General features: G+C 40.7%; 18 protein-coding genes. 8 read left to right on the top strand and 10 right to left on the bottom strand.

The window, feature by feature from the left end:
- Window positions 1-50 precede the first annotated feature (50 nt).
- Window positions 51-671: an HTH-type transcriptional regulator Hpr gene (locus tag ASE42_RS06025; RefSeq protein WP_056766078.1), complete on the top strand. Its 621-nt coding sequence runs from the start codon at window positions 51-53 to the stop codon at window positions 669-671.
- Here ASE42_RS06025 and ASE42_RS06020 read toward each other — a convergent pair.
- Entirely contained in the window at window positions 649-993 is a 345-nt protein-coding gene (locus tag ASE42_RS06020) for a YhaI family protein (protein ID WP_056766076.1), read from the bottom strand. The genes ASE42_RS06025 and ASE42_RS06020 overlap by 23 nt on opposite strands.
- A gap of 232 nt (window positions 994-1,225) precedes the next feature.
- On the opposite strand from ASE42_RS06020, the gene ASE42_RS06015 reads away from it, so the two are divergent.
- Both ASE42_RS06015 and ASE42_RS19190 read left to right on the top strand, forming a co-directional pair.
- Window positions 1,226-1,747: a DUF3267 domain-containing protein gene (locus ASE42_RS06015; protein ID WP_024425450.1), complete on the top strand. Its 522-nt coding sequence runs from the start codon at window positions 1,226-1,228 to the stop codon at window positions 1,745-1,747.
- A gap of 82 nt (window positions 1,748-1,829) precedes the next feature.
- Window positions 1,830-2,015 (top strand): hypothetical protein, encoded by a 186-nt coding sequence (locus ASE42_RS19190; RefSeq protein WP_080652927.1) that lies wholly within the window; start codon window positions 1,830-1,832, stop codon window positions 2,013-2,015.
- A gap of 51 nt (window positions 2,016-2,066) precedes the next feature.
- Here ASE42_RS19190 and ASE42_RS06010 read toward each other — a convergent pair whose 3' ends face one another.
- Window positions 2,067-2,156 (bottom strand): YjcZ family sporulation protein, encoded by a 90-nt coding sequence (locus ASE42_RS06010; protein ID WP_017360317.1) that lies wholly within the window; start codon window positions 2,154-2,156, stop codon window positions 2,067-2,069.
- A gap of 145 nt (window positions 2,157-2,301) precedes the next feature.
- The gene (locus ASE42_RS18515) at window positions 2,302-2,388 is read right to left on the bottom strand and encodes a YjcZ family sporulation protein (RefSeq protein WP_008361129.1); all 87 of its coding nucleotides are present in this window, start codon (window positions 2,386-2,388) and stop codon (window positions 2,302-2,304) included.
- Between the two features lie 161 nt (window positions 2,389-2,549).
- Between ASE42_RS18515 and ASE42_RS06005 the strand changes: the two genes are divergently transcribed.
- Window positions 2,550-3,434 (top strand): peptidylprolyl isomerase, encoded by an 885-nt coding sequence (locus ASE42_RS06005; protein ID WP_024425449.1) that lies wholly within the window; start codon window positions 2,550-2,552, stop codon window positions 3,432-3,434.
- 53 nt (window positions 3,435-3,487) lie between these two features.
- Here the strand turns inward: ASE42_RS06005 and ASE42_RS06000 are convergent, their stop codons facing one another.
- The 4 genes from ASE42_RS06000 to ASE42_RS05985 form a co-directional block, all read right to left on the bottom strand.
- The gene (locus ASE42_RS06000) at window positions 3,488-3,718 is read right to left on the bottom strand and encodes a sporulation YhaL family protein (protein WP_024425448.1); all 231 of its coding nucleotides are present in this window, start codon (window positions 3,716-3,718) and stop codon (window positions 3,488-3,490) included.
- A 116-nt stretch (window positions 3,719-3,834) separates the two neighbouring features.
- Window positions 3,835-4,782: a 3'-5' exoribonuclease YhaM gene (yhaM, locus tag ASE42_RS05995; RefSeq protein WP_024425447.1), complete on the bottom strand. Its 948-nt coding sequence runs from the start codon at window positions 4,780-4,782 to the stop codon at window positions 3,835-3,837.
- Window positions 4,783-4,844: 62 nt separating this feature from the next.
- Window positions 4,845-7,631, bottom strand: coding sequence for an ATP-binding protein (locus ASE42_RS05990; RefSeq protein ID WP_056766074.1), 2,787 nt, complete (start codon window positions 7,629-7,631; stop codon window positions 4,845-4,847).
- A 16-nt stretch (window positions 7,632-7,647) separates the two neighbouring features.
- On the bottom strand, window positions 7,648-8,862 hold the full coding sequence (locus ASE42_RS05985) for a metallophosphoesterase family protein (RefSeq protein ID WP_056766072.1): 1,215 nt from the start codon (window positions 8,860-8,862) through the stop codon (window positions 7,648-7,650).
- A 172-nt stretch (window positions 8,863-9,034) separates the two neighbouring features.
- On the opposite strand from ASE42_RS05985, the gene ASE42_RS05980 reads away from it, so the two are divergent.
- Entirely contained in the window at window positions 9,035-9,223 is a 189-nt protein-coding gene (locus ASE42_RS05980) for a YhzD family protein (RefSeq protein WP_024425445.1), read from the top strand.
- A gap of 31 nt (window positions 9,224-9,254) precedes the next feature.
- On the opposite strand, the gene ASE42_RS05975 is transcribed toward ASE42_RS05980, so the two are convergent.
- Window positions 9,255-10,028, bottom strand: a complete 774-nt coding sequence (locus ASE42_RS05975; RefSeq protein WP_056766070.1) for an enoyl-CoA hydratase — start codon at window positions 10,026-10,028, stop codon at window positions 9,255-9,257.
- A gap of 181 nt (window positions 10,029-10,209) precedes the next feature.
- Here ASE42_RS05975 and ASE42_RS18510 point away from each other — a divergent pair, with 181 nt between their 5' ends.
- From ASE42_RS18510 to ASE42_RS05960, 3 genes are all read left to right on the top strand, one after another.
- A complete protein-coding gene (locus tag ASE42_RS18510) occupies window positions 10,210-10,536 on the top strand; it encodes a potassium:proton antiporter (RefSeq protein ID WP_235566684.1) in 327 nt (108 codons plus the stop codon).
- 64 nt (window positions 10,537-10,600) lie between these two features.
- Complete coding sequence (locus ASE42_RS05965; protein WP_024425442.1) at window positions 10,601-11,098, top strand: cation:proton antiporter regulatory subunit; 498 nt, start codon at window positions 10,601-10,603, stop codon at window positions 11,096-11,098.
- Window positions 11,099-11,101: 3 nt separating this feature from the next.
- Complete coding sequence (locus ASE42_RS05960; protein WP_056766068.1) at window positions 11,102-12,325, top strand: cation:proton antiporter; 1,224 nt, start codon at window positions 11,102-11,104, stop codon at window positions 12,323-12,325.
- A 37-nt stretch (window positions 12,326-12,362) separates the two neighbouring features.
- Here ASE42_RS05960 and ASE42_RS05955 read toward each other — a convergent pair whose 3' ends face one another.
- Window positions 12,363-13,637: a lysine N(6)-hydroxylase/L-ornithine N(5)-oxygenase family protein gene (locus ASE42_RS05955; protein WP_056766066.1), complete on the bottom strand. Its 1,275-nt coding sequence runs from the start codon at window positions 13,635-13,637 to the stop codon at window positions 12,363-12,365.
- 75 nt (window positions 13,638-13,712) lie between these two features.
- On the bottom strand, window positions 13,713-15,212 hold the full coding sequence (locus ASE42_RS05950) for a coproporphyrinogen III oxidase (RefSeq protein ID WP_056766065.1): 1,500 nt from the start codon (window positions 15,210-15,212) through the stop codon (window positions 13,713-13,715).
- Window positions 15,213-15,297: the final 85 nt, after the last annotated feature.

Below are 15,297 nucleotides of genomic sequence, written 5' to 3'. Positions count from 1 at the left end.
ATTTTATTGGCATAATAGAATTACAAGAAAAAGAGAAGTAGGTGAAATGGATGAATCATTCGGAACAGCCTTTCGATGTAAAAGAAGCACTTTTATTCAGTCAAAGAATGGCCCAATTGAGCAAAGCTCTTTGGAAATCCATTGAAAAGGACTGGCAGCAGTGGATCAAACCGTATAACCTAAATATCAATGAACATCATATTTTGTGGATTGCGTATCAATTAAAAGGAGCTTCAATATCAGAAATTGCAAAGTTTGGCGTCATGCATGTATCAACGGCGTTTAACTTCTCCAAGAAACTGGAGGAACGAGGATTTTTAAAATTTTCTAAAAAGTTAAACGATAAGCGCAATACGTATATTGAGCTAACGCCAAAAGGCGAAGAGACATTCCATAAACTACTCGAAGATTATGACCCGGCCCGAACTGGTATTGTCAAAGGCGCACAGCCGCTTCATGACATTTACGGAAAGTTCCCTGAGATTTTAGAAATGATGTGTATCATCCGAAACATTTATGGTGAGGATTTCATGGAGATTTTTGAGAAATCGTTTTCAAACATTGAGAAGGACTTTTTGAATGAGCAAGGAAAAGTCACAAAAAAGACTGAGGAACTTGAAAACTCAGCTGAGGCAGCAGAAAAAGCGTCTACAACAAATCAAATTGTTTAATGATCTTTATAAATTCATTCATTAGCGGCTGAAAGAGCCCTTGATCATGCAAAGCAAATATCGTCTCATGAACATCCAGCTTTTCAATTAACTGTCCCGCAAAGAGCGCAAGGAGATCGTCAAACATGACGTAGCCTTGTGCTTTTTGCTTATCCATTTCCTCTGTAAGCTCAGCACAAATACGCTCAATTTCCTCTGCCTCTTCTTTCGATACACGCTGCCTGATCAATAACGCATAATATGGATAACGGCTCATATCGGCTGCTGTCAATAAAAGTTCCATATAATATTCAAGCTGGCTCATTCGTTCCTCAATACTCATGTACGTTCCCTCTTTCTCTTAGTCCTTCTATTTTAGCCGAAAATACTCATTGACGAAAGAGACGAACCTCCCCCTTCAGTTCTTTTTTCTTGAAAAATCCAAAGTTTCCTCTCTTTATTCCATATGAAGGCACCATTTTATTTTTTTTCATCAAAACCATTGATTTTTATCCTCAGGAAGAGTAAATTATCTTGAGATATTCAATTCGATTTTTAGATTGGAAGGATGAAAAATGAATTGTTGGAAGACCATTAATCTTGAAAAGGATTATGGTTATACGAGAATGATGATTTCTGCCATAAGTCTTGCTATCCTTTTTTTCATTATGGCATTTTTATGTTTTCAACTGACTCATCCTGAAACGAGGCTAAGCAGCCATAACGCACCGCTTTTTGCCGTGCTCTTACTTGTGACATTGCTTGTCCACCGTGTGGTTCACTTGATCCCAGTGATGAAAAATAAGAAAAAAATGACGCTATTAATGAAACGAAATTGCTGGCAGCGCGTGCCTAAGAAAGTGATGCTTTTTTCACTTCTCAGCCCGTTTTGTGTCATCTCACCGGTTTACTTTGTGTTAGGCGTGGCGTTTCCTATGTACGCACACTATTTTATCATCATCGCAAGTATACATGCAGGCTATTGTTTGCCTGACTTTTTATTTGCATGGAAGCTGCTCAAAGCACCTAAATCCTGCATCATCGATCAAGCTCAAGACGAGTTTGATATTTTAGTTGACCAGACTTCCTCATCATGAGGTTTTTAAAGCCAACTTCTATCTTTTTCATAAAAAATTTGGTAATGTAGTATGGGAATAGCATAGAGAGGGGGGATCTCCGATAGTTTTATTTTACTTCATCGTCTTTGCCGCGTTTATTGTGTATTCAATAAACAGGCTTACTAATACATTATGCCTTGTCAGAGAGATTCCTGAAGAACGGCAAGATAAGGTGTTTCGCTTTATCAATGTATCAATACTGATCTTACTTATCTCATCATTTGTTCAAATTAACATTTCCATTTAAGATCAAAGCAAAAGCTGCCAGTTTGAGGGCAGCTTTTTGTGTATATTTGAATTAGCAAATCCAAGATGCACCGATGATGATCAATAAAATGAATAATACGACGACTAGTGCAAAACCGCCAGCAAAGACTTCTCCTCCCATGTGAAAACACCTCCTGCCAGTTCTTCCTCTGTTCTAAGCTCAGTGTATGCAGAAAAATAAAAAACGTTTAGGCACCTGTCATCGTTTGAAAAAAGAACCGCCCTCACGCACGGCAGGACGGCTCCCTTCTGTCACAGCGATTTAATTAGTAAAGATATGCTGCACCAACGATGATCAGCAAAATGAATAGCACGACCAATAAAGCAAACCCATTAGAATATCCTGCTCCCATATAATTCAGCCTCCTTTTTGTGATCACTATATGTGTATGTCGCGCGCAATTTTTTGACTAGACGAATGCCCTTCCATTTGCATTTCTTTTTACAGCGTGTCACAATATGTTATGATACAAGCAATGATAAATAAATTGGAAAGATTAGGAGTGTTTTTTGAATGAAAAAAATGGCTTTAGCAGCTGTAACAGCAGTAAGTGTTTTAACTCTTGGCGCATGCAGTAGCGGTGATAAAGATGTGATCGCCACAACGAAATCAGGAGATGTCACAAAAGGAGAACTTTATACAACTCTTAAGAAACAAGCAGGTGGAGATGCTCTAAACCTACTTGTTCAACAAAAGGTTCTTGCTGACAAATACAAAGTATCTGATAAAGAAATTGATAAGAAATTGGAAGAATATAAAAAGACACTTGGTGAAGATCGTTTAAAACAGCTTCAAGATGAATTCGGTAAAGATTACATCAAAGATCAAGTGAAATATGAGCTGCTGACTCAAAAGGCTGCCAAAGCTAACATCAAAATCACTGATAAAGAAGTAAAATCGTATTACGATGACCTTAAAGGAAAAATCCGTGCAAGCCACATTTTAGTAGCTGATAAGAAAACAGCTGACGAAGTGGAAAAGAAATTAGATAAAGGTGAAAAATGGGATTCCCTTGTCTCTGAATATTCAACTGATACTGCTTCAGCAGCACAAGGCGGAGATGTAGGCTGGTTCGCAAAAGAAGGCCAAATGGACGAGAACTTCAGCAAAGCTGCTTTCAAACTAAAAGTAAATGAAATCAGCAAGCCAGTAAAATCCCAATTCGGCTACCATATCATTAAAAAGACTGAAGAACGCGGTAAATATGATGACATGAAAGCAGACTTGAAAAAAGAACTGCTTGACCAAAAACAAGCAGACACAAATGAAATCCAAAACATCTTAAACAAATTAGTAAAAGATGCTGATGTGAAAGTAAAAGATAAAGAGCTTCAAAAAACGTTCAAAGAAAAATCTGAACAGCCTGCACAAAATCAGCAGACACAACAGAACCAGTAATCACAAAAAACCCCTCTGCCGTAATCGTGCAGAGGGGTTTTTGTATGACGAGATTAAGCAATTGAATGATCTTCATGTGCCGCAGTATCCTGTGATCTTTTCACCTGCTGATTCTGGCGTCTGCGCTCTCTTTCCTGTTCCATTCGCTCAATAAATATTTCTCCTTCCTTTTCAATAAAGGATTGATCAATTTCTTGCTCCTCTTTGGCTGTTGTCATTAATTTATACGCACAGAAAATAATGCCGATAATACATGCATACACCCACCACGGAAAAAACAACATTTTTTCATCGCCTCCTTTTCTTAAGGAAATTCCTCTCTTCCTTTGTGTTACATGCTTATGCGAAAAGAAGACAAGTTATGAAAAAAACGCCCGCATAAACGGACGTTTTGACATGATTATTCGTGATGGAAGGTTGGTTTATAAAACGAACGATTCTCAAGTGCAAAAATACGTTCTGTATATTCTCCTGGCTTCACATGCTCAAGCGCACGATCCATCATGTTCATTTTCGCATCTAAATTATCAATATAGTGGAGAATTTCAGCTTCTTTCACCATTGGTGGTTTCGGGCTGCCCCATTCTCCTTTTCCGTGATGACTCAGGACCAAGTGCTGTAAAATGAGAATTTCCTCTGAATCAATGCTAAGCTCTTCCGCAGCTTTCGCAATTTCTGTCACCATAATGGAAATGTGGCCAATTAAATTCCCTTCCACAGTATATGTCGTGGAGACTGGACCCGAAAGCTCTTTGACTTTCCCTAAATCATGAAGAATGATGCCTGAATATAAAAGATCTCGATCTAGTGATGGATATAGGTCAACAATTGATTTTGCTAAATGCAGCATAGACACAACGTGGTAGGCGAGTCCAGAGACAAATTCGTGATGATTTTTTGTCGCTGCTGGATAATCAGCAAATTCCTGTCCATATTTCTTCAGCAAATGCCTTGTAACACGCTGAATATTAGGGTTTTTCATATCAAAAATATATTGCATAATCGTATCCATCATATCGTGTTTTGGAATAGGAGCTGTTTCGAGAAAGTCATCAATTCGAATTTGCTCGTTTTCAGCAACAGGGCGTATATTCCTAAGCTTCAGCTGATTCCTCCCGCGATAATGATGAATGTCGCCTACTACCTTCACGATGGTTTGCGGACCGTAGGTGATTTCATCATTCTGCTTTGCATCCCATAGTTTCGCCTCAATATCTCCACTTTGATCTTGAAGAATGAGCGTTAAAAATGGTTTGCCATTACTTGCAATCCCTTTAGTAGATGATTTAATTAATAAATGCAGGTCAACTTGTTCGCCGACATCATAGGTCATGATCCCTTTAGCCATTCAATAAAAGCTCCTTCCATGTTTCTGCTCATATAAGTATAACATAAGTCATTATTTGTCAATCATTCAACTGCTAAACTCGTAATCTGTCCATCTTCTGCTCCCTGCGTCATATGCTGATGACAGGTAAAATAAAACAGCTGTGTTTCAAAACGCGTGAATTCATTCATCAACTCCAGTACTCTTCCTAGACGAACATGATCAAAATGAACGAAGCTGTCATCCATCATAAACGGAAGCTGACATTCATGCTGATGAGACAAGGCGAGTGCAAAACGAATGGCCAGATAGACTTGTTCACAGGTTGCTTGTGAGAGCTCCTCTGGGCGGAATATTCGTCCGTCCATCCTTTTCACGATCAGCCGGTCATCCTCGGGTGAAAATAAAATGGCTTCATATCGATCATTCGTTAACGGCTGAATAAAGCGGGAAGCTGTTTGCAGCAGTGCTGGCAGCCTTTTTTCTTTATGTTCATTCAATTTTTCTCGAATGACGGAGCGAACAAGCTGAATCGCCGCCCATTTTTTCGCAAGGTGCTTTGCATGCTCCTGCTCAGCTGAAAGCTGATGAGTCAAATCAGACACCGTACCTGAAGCTTCTATTTGCCGGATTTCCACTGCTCGTTCTGCCAGACGTTTTTCCATATTCGCCGCATTCGATTGTATGTTATTCAGGTGCTGCTTTGCTTCCGCACACTCTTCTTCAAGAAGACGCATTCCTTTACGAACAATCGATTCTTCCTCATCAAAGCAGCCGCTTCTATGCAGCTCTTGATTCAGCTGCTGCAAATGGGAAAGCCGTTCCCGATATTCTTTCGATAGATGGGAAAGAATTTGGTAATCTTTTTTGGACTCTGCCTCTACTTGACGAAAAAGCGCGTCCATTTGTTTTTCGTAATAGTCAATTTCCCCTTCCAGCGCCGTGATCTGCGGTTTCACATGTTGAATCGATACATCCAATGTCTGACGTTCTTTTTCTCTTTTCGCCTCATCTTTCAAAATCTCTTGAAAGGCCGAGATGTTCTCTTGAATGGTGCCTTCCTTTCGTTGCAGAAGACTGCTTAACGCTTCCACCCTGTGCTCATAATTGGATTGCTGGCCGGCAAGCTCGTCTATTTCCCGGCTAAGCTCCTCATATTCCGCTGTATCCGTTTTTAATTGCTTCAGAATAAGAAAGGCTTCTACTAGGAAAGAAAGCTCTGAGGACAAGCCAAGCTGTCTTTTATTTTCCTCTACTTGCTGCTGGACAGGTTCCAGCTCCTGCTCCCAGTCTTCATATTGCCTGATGATCCTTTCGTACAAAAGCTCCTTCTGCCTCACAAGCGTTTCAGCTGAAGCTGTCTGTACTTGGAAGGAATCGAATGCTCCCCTGCCGCTTCCCTGTTTCACCTGTGCCGATTTCAAAAATGGGTAAATAGCAAAGAAGACAAAAACAGAAAACCCTGCAAATAAGAAAGTAACCCACCACTCTGTTAAAAAGAAAAGGACAAGCAGAAATGCAGCATCAAATATCACCATCACAGGAAATAACCACGCCCGGGAATGAACCTGTTTCTCTTTTGTTCTTGTTTCCCCAGCTTCTACTGTACTGTACGATTTGGCCTGCTGTTCCTTTAATCCTTTTAAAGCGGTTTCCGCTTCTTCCAGCTCATGTCTTGCATGATCAAACCGGTCATCCAGCTGTGCCTTTCTGTCCATTAAACGAACGTATTGGCTGACAGCCTCCTTTAATTCCCACTCAAATTCAAGGGAGTCGTCAATCTGATCAAGCTTGACTGAACGCTGCCACTTTAGCTTCGCTGCGGCTTCGTCCATTTTTTGTTTCAATGAATCACGTTCTGCTTTACATTCAGCTAAGCGGTTTTTGACACGTTCAGCATGAGAAGATTCATCAACGACACGCTTCATCTCCAGTAATGTATCCTTGTCATAAAGCGGTTGAACTTGTGCCAGCGAGGTTTGCAAATGATCTAATTTTTGCTTTAGTGCAGTCATTTGAGCCTTTTTCGGGTGAAGGTGTGATTCTAATTTATCCAATTCATGCTCTGTTTCTGCTCTAAAGCGTTTGACTCGTTCTGGATAACGGGCTAATTCTCTTTTTAACTCCAACTTCTTCTCTATCATGGGATAAAGTCGAATGTGTTCGTTTAACTGCTGAATCTGTTCTTCTGTCTGCTTCATTTCCTTTTGAAGCGCTGCGATATTCTCTATTAATTCAGAATGCTCCCGTTTTTTTTCGGTATAACGGCCTTCTGCCAATCTAGCTTGTTTCAGCTGGGCAGCCAGCTCTTTTAAACGATCAAGCTGCTGGTTTAATTCCGGCTTGCGTCCATTTGGTTTAAACAGCTGCTCCTGCTGCTTAAGCAGCCTGCTATCCATCTTAGAGGCAGCATCTGAGCCAAATAAACTTGAGAAAAGGAGAAATTCACCGATTTGATCTTCGTTTAAGGCTTGGACATTTTGCAGTCCAAACACATCAAATGAATAGATTGATTGGAATAATCTGCGATCTGTTCCCTTTAAAAGAGTTCGTAGAAATGCTTCATCTTTCACTTCACCATTCGTTAAAAACACCTGTGCTTGACCGCCTCGATCGGACGATCTCTCAATGTGAATGACACCTAACTCCTCATCTAAGCAAGTGAGGGAGCCGCCATAGAAAGATCCTTGTTTCGGCTTGTATATCTTGTTTTTTGAAAAACCAAATAACATCGACTCAATAAACGCCTTCAATGTCGTTTTCCCCGATTCATTCAGGCCGTAAACTAGCTGAAAACCGTCATCAGAAAAGTGAAAGGTTCGATTTGAAAATTTCCCGAAATTCGCTATATGGAGTGAACGTATTTTCATCATACCTCTCCTTTTCTCATAATTGCTTCAGCTGTTCCTTCAGCAGCCTTTGTGCTTCTTCTTTTATATCCAATTCATCCTCTTTTGTGAGCGCTTTTCCTGACTTCCTGTAGATTGGGTGACGCTTGATCGGTAAAAGCAGCTCTTCATATGACTCAAACTGTGCAATTTCTGCCGTTAGTTCCTTCAAAAAAGAATCCTCTGGATAAATCACATCCTCATTTGTTCGGCAGTCAATTGACATCACCCAAACGAACACATCTTCATCTTCCTCCTGCTCATGAAAAACAGTCAACAGCTCTTCGAGGACCTCAAGCTGCGTATGCTCAAAGTAAGAAGGTGCATCACCTGTCAATTCAATTCTCACAAAATGAGGAACGCCTTCCTCTTTCAGCTCATTGATTTTGCCTTCCACTAGTGTGACAAGATCCGTCATATGAACCGTTTCTGTGATGTCTATGGCCAGTTTCTCAAAGATGATATCTGCACAGCTGATAAAATCCACTGCCCGTGAATCTTCGGAGAGGTGAATCAAGTAACAGCCTTTTTCACCCGTTTCTTTAATATGTCTGCCCTGCACATTACCAGGGTAAATAATAAATGGGTCTTCATGCAGAAGGGCTCTTTTATGTATATGTCCGAGCGCCCAATAATCGAAATCCCGTGCTATGAGCTGCTGAAGCTGAAATGGGGCATATGCATCATGTCCTTCTTGTCCGGCTAATGTGCCGTGAAGCATTGCAATGTGATAGGCAGCATCTGTTGTTTTGACATAATGAGATGTCATATTTTCATAGACAGCCCGCTCTTTGTAGCTAAATCCATAAATACTCGCGACAAGCTGCTTCCCTCGATAATAGGAGTGCTCACTTGGTGTACTGCTCGAAAAGACATGTACATTCTCGGGCCACTCAATCGGTGTCCATTCACCGCCTAAATGATCATGATTCCCATAAATAATAAAGACTTCAATCCCGTGCGTTTGCAGTCTTACAAACTGATTTCTTAAAAACAGCTGTGCTTTTAAGCTGCGATTGGATTCATCAAATAAATCTCCGCTCAGCAGCACAAAGTCTACCGCCCGCGCAACGGCGAGATCAAAGATGTTCTTAGCACTTTGAAAGGTACTTTCTTTGAGCCGCTTAAATATAGAATTAGGTATAGTCGACATTCCTGCAAATGGACTGTCTAAATGTAAATCTGCGGCATGAATAAAGGTGAGCTTAGTCAAACGTCTATCTCCTTGTCCGATACTGTCATTGTCCATATTTTATCATGCCATTTTTACGAATGCACGTTCTATCACTCTCAATCTAAAAAACACATTTTTAAGAGCTAAAAAAGAGGTTTTGTCTTATTCCATGTTTAATTACATTAAAAAACAGAGGAAAGGAAGATGAGGCATGGAGAAGACATACTTTTTAACCGTATTTGACCGGTCGGGTGAGACTTTATTAAATGAAAAAATCACAGCGGATAGTGACAAGAAGGCAAAGGAATTAGGACGTCATCGCTTAATGGAACAGCAATACACAAAGCATTCTCATCGACTCGTTGATCAAGCAGGAAAGCTGCTTTTATTTGAACGTTAAAAAAGCCGGCTTTCGCCGGCCTCATGTTCATTTATGCTTTTTGAAAGACAGGACGTCTTTTTTCTAAAAAGGCTTGTATACCTTCCTTGTGATCATGACTTTTTCTCAGTCTTGCCTGTGCTGCTCTCTCTTTTTGAAGAACTGCTAAGAGCTTTGATTCTGACTGCTGGAAATAGATCATCTTTGTTTCGATAAAGGCTTGCAGCGGCATGTTCATAAATGGCTTCACACACACTTTTTGGTACGTATCGACCTCATCCTGAAACACCCCGTCTGCAAGGCGCAGCTTTAACGCTTCTTCAGCCGGCAGCTTTTGTCCGCTCCAAATCAATTGTTTAGCGGTTTGCTCACTCACTCTTTTTGTGAGGAAAAAATGCCCCCCGCCATCTGGAATTAATCCTACTCCATTAAAATTCATGGCGAGTTTTGCATCCTGATGCATAAACAAGTAGTCACAGCTTAGGGCAAAGCTAAAAGCGAGGCCTGCTGCTGACCCGTGGACAAGCGCAATCGTCACTTTTTTCATACTAGCTAGAGAAAGTGTAATTCCCTCGATCAAATCCATCACACGATGAAAATCTTCTTCACTTTCCTGCTTAAGCATCATCCCAATATCTCCACCTGCTGAAAATCCTTTTCCCACTCCCTTGATGACAACGACTTTTGCACTGCTTTCCTCCGCTGCATCACATGCTTCTTTGAATTCAGCAAACATGTCCACATGAAAAGAATTATAAGCTTCAGGCCTATTGAAAACGATTTCAAAAACATCCCCGTCTAACTGACAATTGATATATGTCATCATCCATCCCCCTCTTCTTTTAAAAGCTCATCACTTACTTCCATTTCCATCATGTAAAACCTTTTTCTCTAAATAAAAAATTTCAAGATCAATTGATACTAAAATAAGCATAATGATTGAAACAAGAAATATATTTTTATATAGTAAAAAAAGAAAGAAAATAAATTTGAAAGGAGGAGGATGATTGATCAGATGTTCCATCATAATATTGGTTAGCTTCATCGTCATGTTTTCTCCTTTTTCAAATGTCGTTTTTGCTTCACAGGCAGAAGCGAGTATGCCTAGCATGATTTCTCCATCCATTTATGATGAAGAAATCAATGCTGTGAAGACACCTTCATTTTCAAAAAAACATGCTTCATCCATTCTGTTGAAGGACAGATTATCCATGGTGGATGCCAAGACTTTTCTGCCAAAGCCTGCCCCATCAGCTGCATTGTCCATTGATCTATGTTTTTTGGAAATGAAGTGTGCGATCCCCGTTATGTATCAATCTAATTACCTCTACTGATTCATTTTATTTCATCCGCATTTACTATTTGAAAAACACAGCCTATCAAATTCGGAGGGATAAAATGAACATTAAAGAAAATGATCTTCCTGGGATCGGAAAGAAATTTGAAATTGAAACGAGAAATAGAGAAAAGATGACGATTGTGATTCATGATGATGGCAGACGGGAAATTTATCGTTTTGACGATGATGATCCAGATGAAGTGCTGTCTACCATTTCACTCGATGATGCTGAATCCCGGCAAATCGCTGCTATTATCGGCGGTATGGTGTATAAACCGCAGGCACTAGAAACCATTGAAATGGCCTTCAACGACTTGATCATTGAATGGTTTAAGGTGGAAAAAGGTGCAAAAGCGGTTGGACATACACTCGGTGATTTAGATGTGAGACAAAATTATGAAGTCACCGTGATTGCGATCATTAAACATACAAATGAAAAATTACTCAACCCTGGTGCCGATTCGATTATTCAAGCAAATGATACGATGGTCATTTCGGGCGAAAGAAAACACTTGAAGCGATTGGTACGTGATTTTCTTTCTAGAGGGGGAGAGTGATGAATGGATCATTTAGTCTTTGAAGTTGGGACGGCGCTAATTCTTATCGCCATCGCCAGCTTAATCGCCAATAAAATTAAATTTTCTATCATCCCTTTTCTCATTGTCCTCGGAATGATTGTTGGGCCGCATGCTCCAACTATCGGGATCATTGATTTGAAATTTATCGAAAGCACGGAGATCATTTCGTTTTTTGGCAGAATGGGCGTCCTGTTCCTTCTTTTCTATCTTGGACTTGAGTTCTCTGTCGGAAAACTCATTAAATCGGGTAAATCTATTGCAGTCGGCGGATCTATTTATATTTTGATCAACTTCAGCTTAGGACTGCTCTACGGTTTTATCACAGGATTTGGATTCCTTGAGGTTCTCATTATGGCAGGTGTGATCACCATTTCATCCAGTGCCATTGTGGCCAAAGTCCTTGTCGATTTGAAACGGACGGCAAATCCTGAAACAGAGTTAATTCTAGGGATTATTATGTTTGAGGATATTTTCCTTGCCGTATATTTATCCGTCGTATCAGGTCTTGTCCTTGGAGATGCCACTACTGTTGGCGGTGCCTTATTATCGATTTTAATCGCTTTTGGTTATATGATGCTTTTCTTTATCATTGCGCGGAAGCTGCCAAAACTATTAAATAAGTTGTTTGATATCCGTTCGAACGAAGTGTTCATCATTGTGATTTTTGCCGCTTTGTTCTTTGTCGCTGGTTTTTCAGAAACAATTCATGTAGCAGAGGCTATTGGGGCTCTCTTACTTGGTCTTGTTTTCTCAGAAACAGAGCACTCAGACCGCATCGAGCATCTCGTGGTTCCGTTTAGAGATTTCTTTGGAGCGATGTTCTTTTTCAGCTTTGGTCTCAGTATCGATCCGTTTACATTGGGTGATGCCTTCTGGCTTGCGATCGGTGCTGTGATTCTTACCTTAATTGGGAACTTCACTGCCGGAATGTTCGCTGGACGGAGAGCTGGATTTTCTCATAAAGCCTCTTCTAATATTGGATTAACCATCGTATCGAGAGGAGAGTTTTCAATCATCGTTGCCGAGCTTGGCATCGCCGGCGGACTTGCCGCTACTTTGAAGCCCTTTGCTGCATTGTATGTCTTAATCCTTGCGATCTTAGGACCGCTCGTAACGAAAGAATCTAAGAAAATCTATCAAATCCTAAACAAAATCTTCAAATGGAAACTTGAAAAACCAAAAGTAAAAAAAGAAACGACGATCTAATAAAAAAGGGCCCTATGCTTGGGCCCTTTTCTATGTTTTATTCAAATTGCTGAAATGCAGTTTCTTGCTTGACTGGCGCTTCCTCGACCCCGCGAATGGTTCGAATGACTTTCTGGTTGCGGTAAATCGATAGTTTCAAATTGGTCGCCGCTGTTCCATGAGAATGATCAAGATTCGTGAATGTAAAGAAATGATTTGAACGCTTGTCTTTGAACACAAGCCTGAAGTCGTCTGTCACTTTAAAATGCTCATCACTTTCCCATTCAATCAAAGGTTCATATGCACTAAACCATTCAGGAATATTCGGTGTGTATCCTGTAGCCAATACAGCATGATCTACAGTTATGCTTTTTTCTTTCTTCAGCTGCCACTGTTTGAGGTGCAGCTCCAAAGGCTGATGCTCTCCTCTTTGAATCGCTTCAAGCTCTGTCATTGGCTGAATGAGCACAGATGGCTCTTCACCTGAAACGGAGCGATGATACAGCTCCTGATAAATGCGCGAAAGCGTCGATGCATCGATGCCATTTCTTAATCCTGTCAGCCTAGGCAATGTGTTCATACGTTCTTCATAAGGAAGCGAATGAAAATACTCGACATACTTTGGTGTAAAAAGCTCTTGGCCAAGCTCTGCCGTCTCCAGCTCTCTAAATTCACTAGAACGCGTAAACCATGAAAGCTGCTGCCCTTTCTTTTGATGCTGAAGCATGTCTAAGAAAATTTCGGCTGCACTCTGCCCTGAGCCGATTACCGCCACCGACTCAGCTTCATGAAGTGCTTTCTGCTGATCTAAATAACGGCTGCTATGGGTCACATATGGGTATGCTGCTTCAGGCACATCGACTGGAATCATCGGTTTGCTTCCTGTGCCTAACACGACATGCTTTGCACGATACTCAGAAAGCGATCCATCTTTCAGCCGTCTGACTTTTACAAGGTAGCCATCTTGGCAGTCTGTCACTTCTTCTACCTTCATCCCAAACTGACAGCTGTCTAATTCTCCTGCTACCCATGATAAATACTCATTGAATTCTCTCCGCGGGATATCAAACTGTTCAAATGTATAGAACCGGTGAAGTCTATTTGATTCATGTAAATAATTTAAAAATGTATACCTGCTCCTTGGATTCGCCATTGTGACAAGGTCTGCTAAAAAGGAAACTTGCAAATCCGTTCCTTTGATCAGCATACCAGGATGCCAAGCAAACTCAGACTCTTGTTCAAAAAAACAGCATGAGACATCCTCATACTCCTCTAACAAAGCGGCCAACCCTAAATTGGCGGGCCCAATCCCAATTCCGATCACATCTATCATATGTACACCTGCTTTACCTTTTTATCACTTATATACCCTTTTACAAATGAAAAAAACACTGCGTCATCGCAGTGTTTAAACGTGAGAAACAAATAATGATTCAAGGAATTGAATTTTCTCTTCTGTATAGTGTTCATAGCGGTCATTATACGATTTTGGATCTTTTGGATTGGCATACTGCGTAATTTTTCCTGATCGTGGATCAATGAATTTACTTGCTGCACCGCATCCAATGCCAATGATTGTCTGTACTTCTTCCATGATAATGATATTATACAAACTTTCCTGCCCATCTAATGAATACCCGACATTTTCGAGATTTCCCAAAATATTTTTTTGTCTATATAAATAATATGGGTGATAATGATGTGATTTCGTCCAAGTGACCGCTTCATCCATCATACGTGTGATTTCTTCTCGGTCTGCTACTTGGTATTTCTCCTTATTGCGCGTCATTTCAGATGCTCTTTTAAAGGAGAGTGTATGCACAGTCAAAGATTCAGGCTTGAGCTCTTCAGTCTGCTGCAAGGAGTGCTGAAATTCTTTAAGCCCTTCTCCCGGCAATCCAATGATTAAGTCCATATTGATATTATTCATGCCGTACTGTCTTGATAAGTGATACTTTTCAATCGTTTCTTCCACACTATGATGCCGGCCAATAGCCTTTAGTGTTTCATTTTCATACGATTGCGGGTTAATGCTAATCCGGTCAATATTGTAGCGGTTTAGCACCTCTAGCTTATCAGGCGAAATCGTATCAGGACGCCCTGCTTCGACAGTCACTTCCCGTATATACTTCACATCTGGGAACGAGCGATACATTTCTTCATACAGCAAGTCCATTTCTTCCGCTGTGATGCTCGTTGGCGTGCCTCCGCCAAAGTAAACAGTCGTCACTTTGATCCCATGTTCTTTTAGCCATGCGCCCATTTTTTGCATTTCATAATGCAGACCAAACAAAAACGTTCCCACTCTGCCAGCTTGTCCTTTAATGGCGTAAGCAGGGAACGTGCAATAAGCACATTTTGTGGGGCAGAAAGGAATGCCAATATAAATACTCACTTCCTGCTGAAGGTCATACAGATCTGGAATGGCTTTAAGCTGACGGTCGACGATCTCCTGCATCAAATTGATTTTTTCATCATGAATCAAGTAATCACGCTTTAACGCCGCATGTGCATCTTCCTTTGACATGCCTTCTCTCAGCATCTTATGAAGCAATTTCGTCGGACGTATTCCTGTGAGAATCCCCCACTTTTGTGTCATTCCTGTGTGCTCCTGAAGCAAGTGTAAATAAACAGACAGCACTGTGTTTTTGATTTGTTTCCAGCGCGCCTTATCGTTCAAGCTCTCTGGGACATCCCGCGAAAAACGACTGGTGATGTCTGATCCATCGATATGGCCAGATGCTTCCACCATGCCATTTTCTTCTTTCCAGCTAAATTCCATGATCATACCATCATCCAATTCACTTGGTTCAAACATCACTTCACTATCTTCTTCAAATAAATTGGCTATATTGACAAGCGGGCGATGAAATCGTTCATCTGACAGCCCTTTAATTAAAATTCGCATCATATCACCTTTATCTTCAAACTTGTTTCATTTTACAAAATTCATGTAGGAAAAGCAATGAAGGGAACAGACGAAGGCCCTGTCA

The organism is Bacillus sp. Root920 (assembly GCF_001429445.1).
Lineage (GTDB): Bacteria > Bacillota > Bacilli > Bacillales > Bacillaceae > Bacillus > Bacillus safensis.
Note: the sequence above shows the minus strand (reverse complement) of the source record. Positions and strands in the feature narration are given on the sequence as shown.

Bases quoted from the DNA above. Each gene is read 5' to 3' on its own strand.
- ASE42_RS06025 (WP_056766078.1), top strand. From the start codon at position 51: ATGAATCATTCGGAACAGCCTTTCGATGTAAAAGAAGCACTTTTATTC.
- ASE42_RS06020 (WP_056766076.1), bottom strand. From the start codon at position 993: ATGAGTATTGAGGAACGAATGAGCCAGCTTGAATATTATATGGAACTT.
- ASE42_RS06015 (WP_024425450.1), top strand. From the start codon at position 1,226: ATGAATTGTTGGAAGACCATTAATCTTGAAAAGGATTATGGTTATACG.
- ASE42_RS06010 (WP_017360317.1), bottom strand. From the start codon at position 2,156: ATGGGAGGAGAAGTCTTTGCTGGCGGTTTTGCACTAGTCGTCGTATTA.
- ASE42_RS18515 (WP_008361129.1), bottom strand. From the start codon at position 2,388: ATGGGAGCAGGATATTCTAATGGGTTTGCTTTATTGGTCGTGCTATTC.
- ASE42_RS06005 (WP_024425449.1), top strand. From the start codon at position 2,550: ATGAAAAAAATGGCTTTAGCAGCTGTAACAGCAGTAAGTGTTTTAACT.
- ASE42_RS06000 (WP_024425448.1), bottom strand. From the start codon at position 3,718: ATGTTGTTTTTTCCGTGGTGGGTGTATGCATGTATTATCGGCATTATT.
- yhaM (WP_024425447.1), bottom strand. From the start codon at position 4,782: ATGGCTAAAGGGATCATGACCTATGATGTCGGCGAACAAGTTGACCTG.
- ASE42_RS05990 (WP_056766074.1), bottom strand. From the start codon at position 7,631: ATGAAAATACGTTCACTCCATATAGCGAATTTCGGGAAATTTTCAAAT.
- ASE42_RS05980 (WP_024425445.1), top strand. From the start codon at position 9,035: ATGGAGAAGACATACTTTTTAACCGTATTTGACCGGTCGGGTGAGACT.
- ASE42_RS05975 (WP_056766070.1), bottom strand. From the start codon at position 10,028: ATGATGACATATATCAATTGTCAGTTAGACGGGGATGTTTTTGAAATC.
- ASE42_RS05965 (WP_024425442.1), top strand. From the start codon at position 10,601: ATGAACATTAAAGAAAATGATCTTCCTGGGATCGGAAAGAAATTTGAA.
- ASE42_RS05960 (WP_056766068.1), top strand. From the start codon at position 11,102: ATGGATCATTTAGTCTTTGAAGTTGGGACGGCGCTAATTCTTATCGCC.
- ASE42_RS05955 (WP_056766066.1), bottom strand. From the start codon at position 13,637: ATGATAGATGTGATCGGAATTGGGATTGGGCCCGCCAATTTAGGGTTG.
- ASE42_RS05950 (WP_056766065.1), bottom strand. From the start codon at position 15,212: ATGCGAATTTTAATTAAAGGGCTGTCAGATGAACGATTTCATCGCCCG.